This is a genomic window from Streptomyces sp. NPDC029526, assembly GCF_040637405.1.
In the GTDB taxonomy this organism is placed as follows: domain Bacteria; phylum Actinomycetota; class Actinomycetes; order Streptomycetales; family Streptomycetaceae; genus Streptomyces.
The window spans coordinates 907,958-924,313 of sequence record NZ_JBEZWE010000002.1; the positions used below are offsets into that span (position 1 = coordinate 907,958).

Sequence of the window (16,356 nt, forward strand, 5' to 3'; positions counted from 1 at the left end):
GGGGCGTGCGGCCTCCGGGACGTGCGGCTTCCGGGCGAACGTTCTGCGGAAGCGCGGGGCGCCCGCCCACCGGCCCGGAGTCTCTGGGTCGGCGCCCCGCCCCGCCTGCGCCCCACCCGAGACCGGGACCGCCCCGCGGGACCGCCCACCCGGCCCCCACATCCCTCGGCAGCGCAGCCCTCGGCAGCCCTCACGCCGGCCGCTCCCGGCCCCGGCCGCACAGGGCGTCGCCGGACAGCCCGCACGCCCCCGCGCACCCCGATCCGTCACGCGTCCCGGCCCCCGGGACAGTCGCTCCCGCACAGGAGTAAATCGGCGCCCACCTGGGAAAGTTCCGGGCAGGGGGCACAGGGGGCTTTCGACACGCATCGTGCGCCTCCCGTGCGCCCTATGTCGACACAGAACCTTCCTTCGATAGGCTGTACAGAACCCGCCCGCCGCATATGCCGCGGTACAGCGTCGTCCCCGTGGTCCGGCCCGTGGCCCGGGACGGCGGGCAAGCGGCCGGCCAGCCCGGTCGGCGGCGTCCCCCCATCGGTTTCCGTACGTCATCGAATGTCATTCGACAGACACGCAGCTCAAGGAGAGTCATCGAGCGATGGCCGGTCCCGCCTTCCGCGCTGCCGCCGTCCGGGTGCGCGTTCCCGCCACCAGCGCCAATCTCGGCCCGGGCTTCGACGCCTTCGGCCTGGCGCTGGGCCTGTACGACGACGTGGTCGTCCGCGTGGCCGACTCGGGACTGCACATCGACATCGCCGGTGAGGGCAGCGAGACCCTCCCGCGCGACGAGAGGCACCTGCTCGTACGCTCCCTGCGCACCGCCTTCGACGTGCTCGGCGGGCAGCCCCGCGGCCTGGAGATCGTGTGCGCCAACCGCATCCCGCACGGCCGCGGTCTCGGCTCCTCCTCGGCCGCCATCTGCGCCGGAATCGTCGCCGCCCGCGCCGTGACCATAGGCGCCGACGCCAAACTGGACGACACCGCGCTGCTCGAACTCGCCACCGAGATGGAGGGCCACCCCGACAACGTCGCGGCCTGCCTGCTCGGCGGCTTCACCCTGTCCTGGATGGACGCCGGCGCCGCCCGCGCGATCAGGATGGACCCGGCCGACTCCATCGTCCCGGTGGTCTTCGTCCCCGGGAAGCCGGTCCTCACCGAAACCGCGCGCGGCCTGCTCCCGCGCACCGTCCCGCACGTCGACGCCGCCGCCAACGCGGGCCGTGCCGCCCTGCTCGTCGAGGCCCTCACCAGGCGCCCCGAGCTGCTGCTGCCCGCCACCGAGGACCGCCTGCACCAGGAGTACCGCGCCCCGGCCATGCCGGACAGCGCCGCACTGGTGGAACGCCTGCGCACGGACGGCGTGCCGGCCGTCATCTCGGGCGCCGGTCCCACCGTCATGGCACTGGCCGACGCGGAGACCGCCGACAAGGTCGAAGCCCTGGCCGGACCCGACTGGGCCGCCAACCGGCTCGACCTGGACCAGCACGGAGCGAGCGTGCTGCCGCTCGCCACCTGACACGGTTGCCGGACAAAGAGAGGGGGAATGTTTGTTGGATCCGGTAGTGTTAACCTCAAGTCTGCACCCGACCCCACCATGGCGAGGTGCCTCGTGTCCCCGTTCGGGACAGACATTCTTCCGGGAGCTCCCCAAGCCACACTGTGTTCTCTGCTACGTACGCGAGTAGTACGTCGTACGCGGACATCGAGGGCCCACCGGGCTCGCTCCGGAACCGGTGCAACCACGCCACGTGTCACCAGGTGCCACGGCTCGAGGTAGCGCCATCACCAGAAATCTCTTCCGCCGCTGAGGCGGACCACCGCCCCGGCACGGTTCTCGGAAGAAGGACCGAAGCCGGACAGCACAACCGGTCGCCGAGCCAGACAGGCCGACGTCCGCTCCAGGGAAGGACCCTTCGTGAGCGACACCACCGATCTGATGGGCGCACGTGTCGAGGAGACCGCTGCCGCGCCCGCCACGGACGCTTCCGCGCCTGCCACCGGTGCCGGCTCCCGGCGGCGCCGCGGTACCGGCCTCGAGGGCATGGTGCTGGCCGAGCTGCAGCAGGTCGCGTCCGGCCTCGGTATCAGGGGCACCGCGCGCATGCGCAAGAGCCAGCTGATCGAGGTCATCAAGGAGGCGCAGGCCGCCGGAGGCAGCGCCCCGGCCAAGGCCGACGCGCCCGCCGAGAGCGAGGCCAAGCCCAAGCGCCGTGCCACCTCCCGTGCCCGTACGGACGACGCCGCCGCCGAGAAGAGCGCGGACGCTCCCGCCGAGGCCCCCGCCGAGAAGGCCGCAGCCGCTGCCCAGCAGCAGATCGACATCCCGGGCCAGCCCTCCCCGAAGGCCGACGCCCCCGCCGAGCAGGCCGCCGCCGAGGCGCCCGCCGAGCGGCGCCGTCGCCGCGCCACCGCCGAGGCCGGCGCCCCCGCCGCGACCGGCACGGTCGCCGCGGACGCGAAGACGGACACCCGTTCCGAGCCCAAGGCCGAGCCGCAGAGCGAGCCGAAGGGCGACGCCCCGGCGCAGCAGCAGGGCCAGCAGAACCAGCAGCAGGGCCAGCAGTCGCAGGGCGACGCCAAGTCGGACGCCGACGGTGGCGAGGCCCGCCGCCGTGACCGCCGGGACCGCGGGCGCGACCGCGGGGACCGTGGCGCGGAGCGCGGCAACGACCGTGGCAACGACCGTGGGGACCGCCGCAACAAGGGCGACGACCAGCAGCAGAACCAGGGCGGCCAGGGTGGCCGTCAGAACCAGAACCAGCAGGGCGGCGGCGGCCGGCAGGACCGGCAGCACGACGACGACGACTTCGAGGGCGGTCGGCGTGGCCGTCGCGGGCGCTACCGCGACCGCCGTGGCCGCCGTGGCCGCGACGACGTGCAGGAGCCGCAGATCAACGAGGACGACGTCCTGATCCCGGTCGCGGGCATCCTGGACATCCTCGACAACTACGCCTTCATCCGCACCTCCGGCTACCTGCCGGGCCCGAACGACGTGTACGTCTCCCTCGCCCAGGTCCGCAAGAACGGCCTGCGCAAGGGCGACCACATCACCGGTGCGGTCCGCCAGCCCAAGGAAGGCGAGCGGCGCGAGAAGTTCAACGCGCTCGTCCGCCTCGACTCCGTCAACGGCATGGCGCCCGAACACGGCCGTGGCCGACCGGAGTTCAACAAGCTCACCCCGCTCTACCCGCAGGACCGGCTCCGCCTGGAGACCGACCCGGGCGTGCTGACCACGCGGATCATCGACCTCGTGTCGCCGATCGGCAAGGGCCAGCGCGGTCTGATCGTGGCCCCGCCGAAGACCGGCAAGACCATGATCATGCAGGCGATCGCCAACGCGATCACCCACAACAACCCCGAGTGCCACCTGATGGTCGTCCTCGTCGACGAGCGTCCGGAAGAGGTCACCGACATGCAGCGGTCGGTGAAGGGCGAGGTCATCTCCTCGACCTTCGACCGTCCGGCCGAGGACCACACCACGGTCGCCGAGCTCGCCATCGAGCGCGCCAAGCGCCTGGTGGAGCTGGGTCACGACGTCGTCGTGCTGCTCGACTCGATCACGCGTCTGGGCCGTGCGTACAACCTCGCCGCCCCGGCCTCCGGCCGCATCCTGTCCGGTGGTGTCGACTCGACCGCCCTGTACCCGCCGAAGCGGTTCTTCGGTGCGGCCCGCAACATCGAGGACGGCGGCTCGCTGACCATCCTCGCCACCGCCCTGGTGGACACCGGGTCCCGCATGGACGAGGTCATCTTCGAGGAGTTCAAGGGCACCGGCAACGCCGAGCTCAAGCTGGACCGCAAGCTCGCCGACAAGCGCATCTTCCCCGCGGTGGACGTCGACGCGTCCGGTACCCGCAAGGAGGAGATCCTGCTGGCGCCCGACGAGCTGGCCATCGTCTGGAAGCTGCGCCGGGTGCTGCACGCCCTGGACCAGCAGCAGGCGGTCGAGCTGCTGCTCGACAAGATGAAGCAGACCAAGTCGAACGCCGAGTTCCTCATGCAGATCCAGAAGACGACGCCGACCCCCGGCAACGGGGACTGACGTCCGACGGGAGCCCTTCCCCGCGCGGGAACGGGCTCCCCGCCGCAACGCACCGAAGTGGCCGTCCTGTTCGCGGGACGGCCACTTCGCGTGCACTCGGACAGGTGTACGATCGCGCTCTTCGGACCGCCGATCATCCTCCGGGCCGGACATCCGACCCCGAGGGGGGACTCGCGTGGGTACATCCATGTCCGGATCCGGCCGTCACAGACGCCGCGCCCGGATCGCTCTGCCCGTTGCCGCCGCCGGCGTCGCCGCGACGGTCGCCGCCGCGCTGCTGACCTCGTCCGCGGGGGCCGCCCCGGCCTTGCCGCGGCCGACCGTCACACCGGCCGCCACCTCACCGTCGCCCGCCGAGCTGACGCGGCGCGTGACCGGCGCCCTGGCCGGGGACGACCTGCCGGGCGAAGGCAGGCTCTCGGCGCTGTCCCGGAGCACCGGCACCGGCTCCCGGGTGGACGCCAAGATCATCGGCGGGAGCACCACCGGCATCAGCACGGCGCCGTGGATGGCCCAGCTCCACTACTACGACGACCGCGGCACCGCCGCCACCACCGACGACATCGGCTTCTTCTGCGGCGGTGCCGTCGTCGCACCGACGAAGATCCTCACCGCCGCGCACTGCGTCAAGGGCCACAACTGGAAGGCCCACGGCGCCGTCGTCACCGGCACCGCCCAACTCCCCTCCGCCGAGGGCGACCTGCACGGCGGCACGGTCAGCGGCGTGTGGCGGCAGTGGCACCACGCGTCGTACAGCGCGCGCACCGTCGACAACGACATCGCCGTGCTCACCCTGCCGTCGCCGGTGCGGGCCACCCCGATCCGGCTCACCACCGCCGGGGACACCGCCTCCTACACCGCCGGCCGCAGCGCCAAGGTCTACGGCTGGGGCCGCATCAGCTCCACCAGCCAGGAGGGCTCGCAGGTCCTGAAGACCGCCACCCTGCCGATCCAGTCCGACGCCACCTGCGCCCGCACGTACGGCACGGACTTCGTCAAGGGCCACATGGTCTGCGCGGGCCCGCCCGCCACCGGCTCGGACGCCGGCACCGCCTCCGCCTGCAACGGCGACTCCGGCGGGCCCCTCGTCGTGAACAACCGGATCGTCGGCGTGGTCTCCTGGGGCGTGAAGGACTGCGTGGAGCGGGGCGCCCACAGCGTCTTCGCCAAGGTGAGCGGCTACGTCGGCGCCACCTACCCGCGGATCGACGACTCCGACCTCAGCGGCGACCACCGGGCCGACCTGTGGCTGCGCAAGGCGTCGAACACCACCGGCTACTCCCGCGACTCCAAGGGCACCTCCTTCGCCGCCCGCAGGAGCTGGGGCAGCTGGAAGGGCGTGAACACCGTCCTGCAGACGGACCTGAACCGGGACGGCCACCAGGACCTGGTGTACCGGCGCAGCAGTGACGGCGACGTCTTCTGGACCCGCTACGTGATCTCCAGCGGCACCTGGTCCACCAAGCGGGTCTTCGACAACTGGAAGTCGCGCACCCGCATCGTCGCCCCGGGCGACGTCACCGGCGACTACCTGCCCGACCTGCTGTCCGTCGACTCCGCCGGCGTGCTGTGGATCTACCCCGGCAAGGGCAACGGCACGTTCGCGAGCCGGGTCGAGGCCGGCACCGGCTGGAACCAGTACGACACGGTGCGCGGTCACGGCGACTTCGACGGCGACGGCCGCACCGACCTGATCGCCCGGACCAAGGGCAAGGGGTACGTGTACCTGTACAAGGGCACCGGCAAGGCCGGCACGGCGGCGTTCGCCGGGCGGGTCAAGGTGCGCACCTGGACCGCGAAGACCTACGACACCCTCGTCACCCCGGGCGACGTCACCGGCGACGGCCGGGCGGACCTGCTGGCCCGGAAGCCGAACGGCACCCTGTACCTGTACCGGGGGACCGGGAAGGCCACCAGCGAGATCTTCGCCACACGCACGTCCGTCGGCACCGATTTCAAGCAGTACGACATCCTCGGCTGACGCCGCAGGTGAGAGCCGGATCCACCGTTCCCGGCGGACCCGGACGTGCCCGGCCGGCCACCGGCCGGGCACAGGGCCCCGTGCAACCCTGTGCCCGGTTTCCCCGTCTTGCGCAGCGAGCGACGATAGGTGTCGTAAGGGTCTTCACCGGCCATGTCCGACACCGAGCGCAGGGGGTACCCGACCGGACACGAGCTGAGGAGCGCATGACGGCCGAGAGCACACCGGGATCCGGCGCGACCGGACCCGGCACACCGGGGGAGCCCGCCGCGGAGGGACCGCGACGACGGGCCGGAGGAAGGCGGCGCAGACCGCGCGGGAAGCGGTCCGGCGTCAGGATCGCCGCGTGGACCGCCGCGGGCGTCGTCGCGCTGGGCGGCACGGGCCTCGGCTACGTCTACGTCACGCTCAACAGCAACCTCAGCAGCGTCGACATCGACCAGGTCCTCGGCACCGACCGGCCCGACAAGGCGGACGACGGCTCCGAGAACATCCTGGTCCTCGGCTCGGACACCCGCGAGGGCGGCAACAAGGACCTCGGGGGCGGCACCGACGACGGAAGCGCCCGCTCGGACACCGCGATGATCGTGCACGTCCACGAGGGCCGCGAGAAGGCCAGCGTGGTCTCGCTGCCCCGGGACACCCTCATCGACCGGCCCGAGTGCACCGACGCCGACGGCGGCACCCACCCCGCCGCCCGCGACGTCATGTTCAACTCCGCGTACTCCACCGGCGGCGCCCCCTGCGCGGTGAAGACCGTCGAGGAGATCACCGACCTGCGCATGGACCACTACCTGGAGGTCGACTTCTCCGGCTTCCAGGAGCTCATCGACGAACTCGGTGGCGTCGAGATCACCACCAGCAGGGCCATCGACGACCCCGACAGCCACCTGGAGCTGGAGGCCGGGACCCACCGGCTCGACGGCGAACAGGCCCTCGGCCTGGTCCGCACCCGGCACGGCGTCGGCGACGGCTCCGACCTGGGCCGCATCCAGCTCCAGCAGGCCTTCGTCAAGGCTTTGGTCCGGCAGGTCAAGGACGTCGGCATCCTCACCAACCCCAAGAAGCTCTACGACCTCGCCGACACCGCCACCCGGGCCGTCACCACCGACTCGGGCCTGGGCTCGGTCAACTCCCTGATCTCCTTCGCCGGCGGTCTGAAGGGCATCGGCCCCGACGACCTGCACATGGTGACCATGCCGGTGCGGTACGACCCCGCCGACCCCAACCGCGTGCTCGTCGAGGAGGACAAGGCACGCCTCGTCTGGAAGGCGCTCAAGGACGACCGGCCGATCCCCGAGGCGGCGACCGAGGACTCGGCGACCGGCGAGGCCGCGGACGTCGTCAGCGCACCGTAGGGCCGGCACGGCGCCCACCCCGCCCGGCGCCCGGCCGCCCCCCGCCCGGGCGCACCCCGCCCGGCGCCCCACCCCGCCCGCCCCGGGCACCGCCGGCCGGCCGGCGACCGGGGAAACACCCGCCCCCGAGGGAACAAAAAACGGTCACCCCCGGTTTTGGGTGAAGGCCCCAGTCCTGGCAGACTGGTCCGTCGGCTCCGGTTCACGCTCCCGCACCCCGTGGTGGCGACCCGGCGCCCTCCCGGAACCTAGGAGACACCTTGAAGCGCGACATCCACCCCGAGTACGTCGAGACCCAGGTCAGCTGCACCTGCGGTGCGTCGTTCACGACCCGCAGCACGATCGAGTCCGGCAACATCCGGGCCGAGGTCTGCTCCGAGTGCCACCCGTTCTACACGGGCAAGCAGAAGATCCTCGACACCGGTGGCCGTGTGGCCCGCTTCGAGGCCCGCTTCGGCAAGGCTTCCGGCTCCAAGAAGTAGCGAGCCGCCATCGCCGGTCCACGGCGGCGTCCCCGGCCGGGGACGCTCCGGGACCGGCGTTTTTGGTCGCCCGCCCCTTCACCCCCGCAGACCGCAGGAGCCCAAGATGTTCGAGGCCGTCGAGGAACTCGTCGCCGAGCACGCCGACCTGGAGAAGAAGCTCGCCGACCCGTCGGTCCACGCCGACCAGGCCAACGCGCGCAAGCTGAACAAGCGCTACGCCGAACTCACCCCGATCGTCGCCACGTACCGCTCCTGGAAGCAGACCGGCGACGACATCGGGACCGCGCGCGAACTGGCCGCCGACGACCCCGACTTCGCCGCCGAGGTCAAGGACCTGGAACAGCAGCGCGAGGAACTCACCGAGAAGCTCCGCCTGCTCCTCGTCCCGCGCGATCCCAGCGACGACAAGGACGTCATCCTGGAGATCAAGGCGGGCGCCGGCGGCGACGAGTCCGCCCTGTTCGCCGGCGATCTGCTGCGCATGTACCTGCGCTACGCCGAGCGCGTGGGCTGGAAGACCGAGATCATCGACGCCACCGAGTCCGAGCTGGGCGGCTACAAGGACGTCCAGGTCGCCGTGAAGGCCCGAGGCCAGGTCGAGCCCGGCCAGGGCGTGTGGGCCCGGCTGAAGTACGAGGGCGGGGTGCACCGCGTGCAGCGGGTGCCCGCCACCGAGTCGCAGGGCCGCATCCACACCTCCGCGGCGGGCGTCCTGGTCACGCCCGAGGCGGAGGAGGTCGACGTGGAGATCAACCCCAACGACCTGCGCATCGACGTCTACCGCTCCTCCGGGCCCGGCGGGCAGTCCGTGAACACCACCGACTCCGCCGTGCGGATCACACACGTCCCGACCGGCGTCGTCGCCTCCTGCCAGAACGAGAAGAGCCAGCTCCAGAACAAGGAGCAGGCCCTGCGCATCCTGCGCTCCCGGCTGCTCGCCATGGCCCAGGAGGAGGCGGAGCGGGAGGCCGCCGACGCCCGGCGCAGCCAGGTCCGCACCGTCGACCGATCCGAGAAGATCCGCACCTACAACTACCCGGAGAACCGCCTCTCCGACCACCGGGTCGGCTTCAAGGCGTACAACCTGGACCAGGTGCTGGACGGCGACCTCGCCGCGGTCATCCAGGCCTGCGTCGACGCGGACTCGGCCGCCAAGCTGGCCGCAGCGTAAGCCCCGTACACCGTCCGGAGGACCCGTGAACCTGCTGCTCGCCGAGGTGGCCCAGGCCACCCAGCGGCTCGCCGACGCCGGCGTGCCCTCGCCGCGTACCGACGCGGAGGAGCTCGCCGCGTTCGTGCACGGCGTCAAGCGCGGCGAGCTGCACCACGTGCCCGACTCCGACTTCGACGCCCGGTACTGGGAGGTCATCGCCCGCCGCGAGGCGCGCGAACCGCTCCAGCACATCACCGGCCACGCCTACTTCCGGTACCTGGAGCTCCAGGTCGGCCCCGGGGTGTTCGTGCCGCGCCCCGAGACCGAGTCCGTCGTCGGCTGGGCCATAGACGCCGTCCGCGCGATGGACGTCGTCGAACCGTGCATCGTCGACCTGTGCACCGGATCGGGCGCCATCGCGCTCGCCCTCGCCCAGGAGGTGCCGCGCTCGCGCGTGCACGCCGTGGAACTGTCCGAGGACGCGCTGCGCTGGACCCGCCGCAACATGGAGGGCTCCAGGGTCGACCTGCGCCAGGGCGACGCCCTGACCGCGTTCCCCGACCTCGACGGCCAGGTCGACCTGGTCATCTCCAACCCGCCGTACATCCCGCTCACCGAGTGGGAGTACGTCGCCCCCGAGGCCCGCGACTACGACCCCGGGCTGGCCCTCTTCTCCGGCGAGGACGGCCTGGACCTGATCCGCGGCCTGGAACGCACCGCCCACCGGCTGCTGCGCCCCGGCGGCGTGGTCGTCGTCGAGCACGCGGACACCCAGGGCGGCCAGGTGCCCTGGATCTTCGCCGAGGACCGCGGCTGGACCGACGCCGCGGACCACCCCGACCTGAACAACCGCCCCCGGTTCGCCACCGCGCGCAAGGCACTGCCGTGAGCGGCCCGCAGACTCCCTTTCCCAGCAGCACGTGTACGAGGAGGCCCGCCCCATGGCCCGGCGATACGACACCAACGACGTGACCGACCGCGCGACCGGTCTGCGGGAGGCCGCATCGGCGGTACGTCGTGGCGAACTCGTGGTGCTGCCCACGGACACCGTCTACGGCATCGGCGCCGACGCCTTCACCGCCGAGGCGGTCGGCGACCTGCTGGAGGCCAAGGGCCGCGGCCGGAACATGCCCACCCCCGTCCTCATCGGCTCCCCGAACACGCTGCACGGGCTCGTCACGGACTTCTCCGAGCAGGCCTGGGAACTCGTCGACGCCTTCTGGCCGGGCGCGCTCACCCTGGTCGCCCGCCACCAGCCGTCCCTCCAGTGGGACCTCGGCGACACCCGCGGCACGGTCGCGGTGCGCATGCCGCTGCACCCCGTCGCCATCGAACTGCTCACCGAGGTCGGCCCGATGGCCGTGTCGTCGGCCAACCTCACCGGCCACCCGGCCCCCGAGAACTGCGACGCCGCCCAGGAGATGCTCGGCGACTCCGTCTCCGTCTACCTCGACGGCGGACCCACCCCCGGCATCGTCCCGTCCTCGATCGTCGACGTCACCCGCCCCGTGCCCGTGCTGCTGCGCGAGGGCGCCCTCTCGCCCGACGAGCTGCGCAAGGTCGTACCAGACCTCGAGGTGGCGAATTGACAGCCCCTGAGGCGGGGCGTGGCATAGGCAACGAGGAACACGGCGCGGAGATCACGTCGACCTTCGGCTTCCCGCGCGACACCTTCCGCATCCTCCACGTCAGCACCGGCAACGTCTGCCGCTCACCCATCACCGAACGGCTGACCCGGCATTTCGTCAGCCAGCGGCTGGGCATCCTGGGCGGCGGCCTGATCGTGGAGAGCGCCGGCACCTGGGGCCACGAGGGCGCGCCCATGGAGACCCACGCGGAGACCGTGCTGGGCGAGTACGGCGCGGACGCCTCCGGCTTCGTCGGCCGCGAACTGCTCGACGAGCACGTCATCCGCGCCGACCTGGTCCTCACCGCGACCCGCGACCACCGCGCCCAGGTCATCTCCATGGGCCACTCGGCGGGTCTGCGCACCTTCACGCTGAAGGAGTTCACCCGCCTGGTCAACGCCATCGACCCCGCGACCCTGCCCCCGCTCGACGACGGCCTGGTCATGCGCGCCCGCGCCCTGGTCCGCGCCGCCGCCGCCCTGCGCGGCTGGCTCCTGGCCCCCACGGCCGAGGCGGACGAGGTCCACGACCCCTACGGGGCGCCCCTGACGTTCTTCCGCTCCATCGGCGACGAGATACACCAGGCCCTGGACCCGGTGGTGACGGCGCTGACGGGGGTGCCGGCGCGGGCCTGACCCCGACGGTCCCGGACGTGACCGGATTCGGCCCGCCGGGCCCCGGGGGGTGACCGCGCTCCCCGGTCCGTGCCGCGCCGCCGCCGTGACCCGTCCGGCCCCCACCGGGTCCGCAGCCGCGCGTCCGTCGAGGTCCCGGCCTACATTGGTGCTACGTCAGCGTCGACGTCCGGGAGCCCCACCATGACGGTCAGCCCTGCCCTCGAAGCCGATCTCCTGCGCCGGCAGGACCCCGAACTCGCCGACATCCTGCGCGGTGAGCGCGAGCGGCAGCGGACCACGCTCCAGCTGAGCGCCGCCGAGAACTTCACGTCCCCGGCCGTGCTGGCCGCGCTCGGCTCCGCCCTGGCCAACAAGTACGCCGAGGGCTACCCGGGGGCCCGGCACCACGGCGGCTGCGCCTACGCCGACGCCGCCGAGCGTCTCGCCGTGGAGCGCGCCAAGGCGCTGTTCGGCGCCGAGCACGCCAACGTCCAGGCGCACTCCGGCTCCTCCGCGGTCCTCGCGGCCTACGCCGCCCTGCTGCGCCCCGGCGACACCGTCCTCGCCCTCGGGCTGCCCCACGGCGGACACCTCACCCACGGGGCGCCGGGCAACTTCTCCGGCCGCTGGTTCCGGTTCGTCGGCTACGGGGTGGACGCCGAGAGCGGCCTCGTCGATCACGACCAGGTGCGTTCCCTCGCCCTCACCCACCGGCCCAAGGCCATCGTGTGCGGCTCCATCGCCTACCCCCGCCACATCGACCACGGCTTCTTCCGGGAGGTCGCCGACGAGGTGGGCGCCCACCTCATCGCCGACGCCGCCCACCCCATCGGCCTGGTCGCCGGGGGAGCGGCGCCGAACCCGGTGCCGTACGCGGACATCGTCTGCGCCACCACCCACAAGGTGCTGCGCGGCCCGCGCGGCGGGATGCTGCTGTGCCGCGCCGAACTGGCCGAGCGCGTGGACCGGGCCGTGTTCCCCTTCACCCAGGGCGGCGCCCAGATGCACACCGTGGCGGCGAAGGCGGTCGCGTTCGGGGAGGCGGCCACCCCGGCGTACACGGTGTACGCGCACCAGACCGTCGCCAACGCGCGGGCGCTGGCCGCGGCCCTGGCCGCCGAGGGCCTCGTCGTCACCACCGGCGGCACGGACACCCACCTGATCACCGCCGACCCGTCCCCCCTCGGCGTCGACGGCCGCACGGCCCGCGGCCGGCTGGAGGCGGCCGGGCTGGTGCTGGAGTGCTGCGCGCTGCCGCACGCCGACGACCGCGGGCTGCGCCTGGGCACGGCGGCAGTCACCACCCAGGGCATGGGGACCCGGGAGATGACCTTCGTGGCCGGGCTGCTGGCGAGCGTGCTGCGCGGCGGGACGGACCCGGCGCGGGCCCGGGAGGACGTACGGGAACTGGCCGCCGCGTTCCCGCCGTACCCGCACTGAGCGCCGGGCCGCCGGGTAGGCGCACGGGATGCACCGTCGAACGTGCAACCATCGTCGCTACCCGGAAGTCCCCACCCATATGCGTGCCTCGCTAGGGTGTGGGGCTGTGATGGCCAGCGAGACCTGTGGGGAAGCCCGTGCGTGAATACCTGCTGACGCTCTGCATCACGGCCGCGGTGACGTACCTGCTGACCGGTCCGGTCCGCAAGTTCGCCATCGTGGCCGGTGCGATGCCGGAGATCAGGGCGCGGGACGTGCACCGGGAGCCGACCCCCCGGCTCGGGGGCATCGCGATGTTCCTCGGACTGTGCGCGGGCCTGCTGGTCGCCGCGCATCTGACCAACCTGAACGAGGTCTTCGAGAAGTCCAACGAACCGCGTGCCCTGCTCTCGGGTGCCGCTCTCATCTGGCTGCTCGGGGTGCTCGACGACAAGTTCGAGATCGACGCCCTGCTGAAGCTGGGCGCCCAGATGATCGCCGCGGGCGTCATGATCCTCCAGGGGCTGACGATCCTCTGGCTGCCGATCCCGGGCATCGGCACGGTGGCCGTCACACCGTGGCAGGGGAACCTGATCACCGTCGCCCTGGTCGTCATCACCATCAACGCGGTCAACTTCGTCGACGGACTCGACGGACTCGCGGCCGGCATGGTGTGCATCGCGGCCACGGCGTTCTTCCTCTACAGCTACCGGCTCTGGTACGGCTACGGCGCCGAGGCGGCCGCGCCGGCCACGCTGTTCTCCGCCGTGCTCATCGGGATGTGCCTCGGCTTCCTGCCGCACAACATGCATCCCGCGCGGATCTTCATGGGGGACTCCGGTTCGATGCTGATCGGGCTGGTGCTCGCGGCGAGCGCGGTGTCCGTCACGGGGCAGCTGGACGTCGAGGCGCTCAACGTCAACCTGGGCGGCGACCGGGAGACCACGCATGCGATGCTCCCCGTCTTCATCCCGCTGCTGATGCCGCTGACGATCATCGCGGTGCCCATGGCCGACCTGATCCTGGCGATCGTGCGGCGCACCTGGCGCGGCCAGTCGCCGTTCGCGGCGGACCGGGGGCACCTGCACCACCGGCTGCTGGAGATCGGCCACTCGCACAGCCGGGCCGTGCTGATCATGTACTTCTGGTCGGCGCTGATCGCCTTCGGGGCGCTCGCCTACTCGGTCAACTCGGCGTCCATGTGGATCGTCCTGGGCGTGGTGCTGCTCAGCGCCATCGGGCTCGTCCTGCTCCTGCTGCCGCGCTTCCGGCCGCGCACCCCGCGCTGGCTGGAGGCCTTCGTCCCGCCGCGCTACCGGCGGCCCCGGGGCGCCCGCCAGGCCGGGCCGGCCGCGCGGGCGCCCGAGGCTCCCAGCGGCGCCCCGACGGCCGCCGGCGCAGCGGAGGACGAGGACCGGGCGCCCGTCGCGGCAGGGGTCGCCGGGGTCAACGGCGCGACCGCCGTGGGACACCGCGCACGCCTGGGCGACCGCCGTACCCCGGCCGACGCCGATGCCCGCTCGGCGCCCACGGCGCGGTGACGGGGCAAGGTAAGAATCCGCCTAGAACATTGCCAATCCGTGGCAGACCGTTGGGGCTCCGTTGGGCCCTTCTTGGGCGTGCGAATCGCCCCAATATCAGGCATCTCGCCCCGACTCCCGTCTCTGACATGCGGATTCACCCGTCTGTGTGACACCAAGCACGCCCGTCGGGTAAAGACTGCATCAAATAGTTTGTGATACCGTTCACGAGTCCCCGGACAGAGCCGCCGGGCCGCAGTGCGACGGCCCGCTCGGTGCGAGGAAATTCCCTCCGGTCCGGGGGACTACGCTCGTCCGTGACGACACCCCCTTGCCATCTGAAAGCGGAGTTGCCGCCATGCCGTCAATCGACGTCCGGATCCTGATCCAGGCTGCCGTGCCCACCGCTGCCGTCGGTGCGGTCGCAGTCGCGATCGGCGCCGCCGTCCAGGGTGGCCAGGGCGCGGTCGGCGGGGTGGTGGGGACGCTGCTCGTGCTCCTGCTCATGGGAGTGGGTCTGTACGTCATGCAGTGGACCGCCAAGTCGCTGCCCCACCTGTTCCAGGCCATGGGGCTGATGATGTACCTGGCGCAGATCCTGCTGATGTTCATCTTCATCGCCCTGTTCAAGGACACGACGCTGTTCCATCCGAAGGTCTTCGCCCTCACCCTGCTCGTCTGCACCCTCACCTGGGTCGCCGCGCAGGCCCGGGCGCACATGAAGGCCAAGTTCCTCTACGTGGAACCGGATTCGACGGTGAGTGAGCAGAAGAAGGAAACGCCGGGGCGTCCGTCGTGAGGCGTAGGGCCGCGATAAAGGCGCATGCGGGACCCTGCTATCGTCCGGTGCCAACTGCGGCATCGCGGGCGCGGGCATCCGAGATGACGCCTGCCGTATCGCGAGGCGTGATGCCCCACTGCCGCCCCCACATTCGTTACACCAGTCCCGTGCCGATCCGCGGCCTCGTGCCGCGCCGACACCACGAGGTTGCCCAATCCATGCGCCACGCCGAAGGAGCCCGCGGTGAGTGCTGACCCGACGCAGGTGCTCGCCTTCGAGACCGACTGCCACATCTTCGACGGCTGTGGCTTCCCGTCTCCCGGGCTGCACTCGTTCGTCTTCGAGCCCCTCTGGGGCGACGGCGACAGCAACCTGTACTTCAACAAAGTGATGTTGCTGGCGCTGATCGGCTCACTCGTCGTGATCGCCTTCTTCTGGGCGGCCTTCCGCCGGCCCAGGGTCGTTCCCGGCAAGCTGCAGATGGTCGCCGAGGCGGGCTACGACTTCGTCCGCCGGGGCGTCGTCTACGAGACCATGGGCAAGCGCGAGGGCGAGAAGTACGTCCCGTTCATCGTCGCCCTGTTCTTCTTCGTGTGGATGATGAACCTCTGGTCGATCATCCCGCTCGCCCAGTTCCCGGTGACCTCGATCATCGCCTACCCGGCGGCGCTCGCCCTGGTCGTCTACGGGGTCTGGGTCGCGCTGACCTTCAAGAAGCACGGCTTCGTCGGCGCCCTGAAGAACTTCACCGGTTACGACAAGTCGCTCGGCGCCGCGCTCCCGGTCGTCATGCTGATCGAGGCCTTCTCGAACCTGCTCGTGCGGCCCTTCACGCACGCCGTGCGACTCTTCGCGAACATGTTCGCGGGTCACATTCTGATCGTGCTGTTCACCATCGCCAGCTGGTACCTGCTGAACGGCATCGGGATCGCCTACGCCGGCGTCTCGTTCGTGATGGTGCTCGTGATGACCGCTTTCGAGCTCTTCATCCAGGCCCTGCAGGCATACGTCTTCGTCCTGCTGGCCTGCACCTACATCCAGGGCGCGCTCGCCGAGCAGCACTGAGCGGCCCCGCTCCACACCCCCAGTCGTCCGGTGGCGCACCCCCACCGGCCCGTGAAGAAAAGGAAGAACTGGCATGTCCCAGACCCTCGCTGCCGTGTCCGGCTCGATCGCTTCCGTCGGTTACGGCATCGCCGCCTTCGGCCCCGGCATCGGCGTCGGCATCATCTTCGGCAAGGGCACCGAAGCCATCGCCCGCCAGCCCGAGGCCGCCGGCCTGATCCGCGCCAACCAGATCCTCGGCTTCGCCTTCTGTGAGGCGCTCGCCCTGATCGGCCTGGTCATGCCGTTCGTCTACGGCACGTGATCA

General features: G+C 71.7%; 14 protein-coding genes. All 14 read left to right on the forward strand.

Going from position 1 to position 16,356, the window contains the following annotated elements; genetic code table 11:
• Window positions 1-598 precede the first annotated feature (598 nt).
• The 14 genes from thrB (at window position 599) to atpE (ending at window position 16,353) form a co-directional block, all read left to right on the forward strand.
• Window positions 599-1,516 carry a homoserine kinase gene (gene thrB, locus AB0F01_RS09550; RefSeq protein ID WP_362091773.1) on the forward strand — a complete coding sequence of 306 codons (918 nt, stop codon included), beginning with the start codon at window positions 599-601 and terminating at the stop codon, window positions 1,514-1,516.
• Between the two features lie 399 nt (window positions 1,517-1,915).
• A complete protein-coding gene (gene rho / locus AB0F01_RS09555; RefSeq protein WP_362091776.1) occupies window positions 1,916-4,042 on the forward strand; it encodes a transcription termination factor Rho in 2,127 nt (708 codons plus the stop codon).
• A 187-nt stretch (window positions 4,043-4,229) separates the two neighbouring features.
• Window positions 4,230-6,023, forward strand: coding sequence for a trypsin-like serine protease (locus AB0F01_RS09560; RefSeq protein WP_362092561.1), 1,794 nt, complete (start codon window positions 4,230-4,232; stop codon window positions 6,021-6,023).
• Window positions 6,024-6,229: 206 nt separating this feature from the next.
• Complete coding sequence (locus AB0F01_RS09565; RefSeq protein ID WP_362091779.1) at window positions 6,230-7,381, forward strand: LCP family protein; 1,152 nt, start codon at window positions 6,230-6,232, stop codon at window positions 7,379-7,381.
• 260 nt (window positions 7,382-7,641) lie between these two features.
• Entirely contained in the window at window positions 7,642-7,863 is a 222-nt protein-coding gene (gene rpmE, locus AB0F01_RS09570) for a 50S ribosomal protein L31 (protein WP_362091782.1), read from the forward strand.
• A gap of 106 nt (window positions 7,864-7,969) precedes the next feature.
• Window positions 7,970-9,037, forward strand: coding sequence for a peptide chain release factor 1 (gene prfA, locus AB0F01_RS09575; RefSeq protein ID WP_362091785.1), 1,068 nt, complete (start codon window positions 7,970-7,972; stop codon window positions 9,035-9,037).
• Between the two features lie 25 nt (window positions 9,038-9,062).
• Window positions 9,063-9,908: a peptide chain release factor N(5)-glutamine methyltransferase gene (gene prmC / locus AB0F01_RS09580; protein WP_362091788.1), complete on the forward strand. Its 846-nt coding sequence runs from the start codon at window positions 9,063-9,065 to the stop codon at window positions 9,906-9,908.
• 52 nt (window positions 9,909-9,960) lie between these two features.
• Window positions 9,961-10,608 (forward strand): L-threonylcarbamoyladenylate synthase, encoded by a 648-nt coding sequence (locus AB0F01_RS09585; protein ID WP_362091791.1) that lies wholly within the window; start codon window positions 9,961-9,963, stop codon window positions 10,606-10,608.
• A complete protein-coding gene (locus AB0F01_RS09590; RefSeq protein WP_362091794.1) occupies window positions 10,605-11,282 on the forward strand; it encodes a protein-tyrosine-phosphatase in 678 nt (225 codons plus the stop codon). Before AB0F01_RS09585 ends, AB0F01_RS09590 begins: the two co-directional genes overlap by 4 nt.
• Before the next feature lie 183 nt (window positions 11,283-11,465).
• Window positions 11,466-12,704, forward strand: a complete 1,239-nt coding sequence (gene glyA, locus AB0F01_RS09595; protein WP_362091797.1) for a serine hydroxymethyltransferase — start codon at window positions 11,466-11,468, stop codon at window positions 12,702-12,704.
• 137 nt (window positions 12,705-12,841) lie between these two features.
• Complete coding sequence (locus AB0F01_RS09600; RefSeq protein ID WP_362091800.1) at window positions 12,842-14,224, forward strand: MraY family glycosyltransferase; 1,383 nt, start codon at window positions 12,842-12,844, stop codon at window positions 14,222-14,224.
• Window positions 14,225-14,561: 337 nt separating this feature from the next.
• The gene (locus AB0F01_RS09605; protein WP_362091803.1) at window positions 14,562-15,002 is read left to right on the forward strand and encodes a hypothetical protein; all 441 of its coding nucleotides are present in this window, start codon (window positions 14,562-14,564) and stop codon (window positions 15,000-15,002) included.
• Between the two features lie 225 nt (window positions 15,003-15,227).
• Window positions 15,228-16,049 (forward strand): F0F1 ATP synthase subunit A, encoded by an 822-nt coding sequence (gene atpB / locus AB0F01_RS09610; RefSeq protein ID WP_362091806.1) that lies wholly within the window; start codon window positions 15,228-15,230, stop codon window positions 16,047-16,049.
• Between the two features lie 73 nt (window positions 16,050-16,122).
• A complete protein-coding gene (gene atpE / locus AB0F01_RS09615) occupies window positions 16,123-16,353 on the forward strand; it encodes an ATP synthase F0 subunit C (RefSeq protein WP_164442808.1) in 231 nt (76 codons plus the stop codon).
• Window positions 16,354-16,356: the final 3 nt, after the last annotated feature.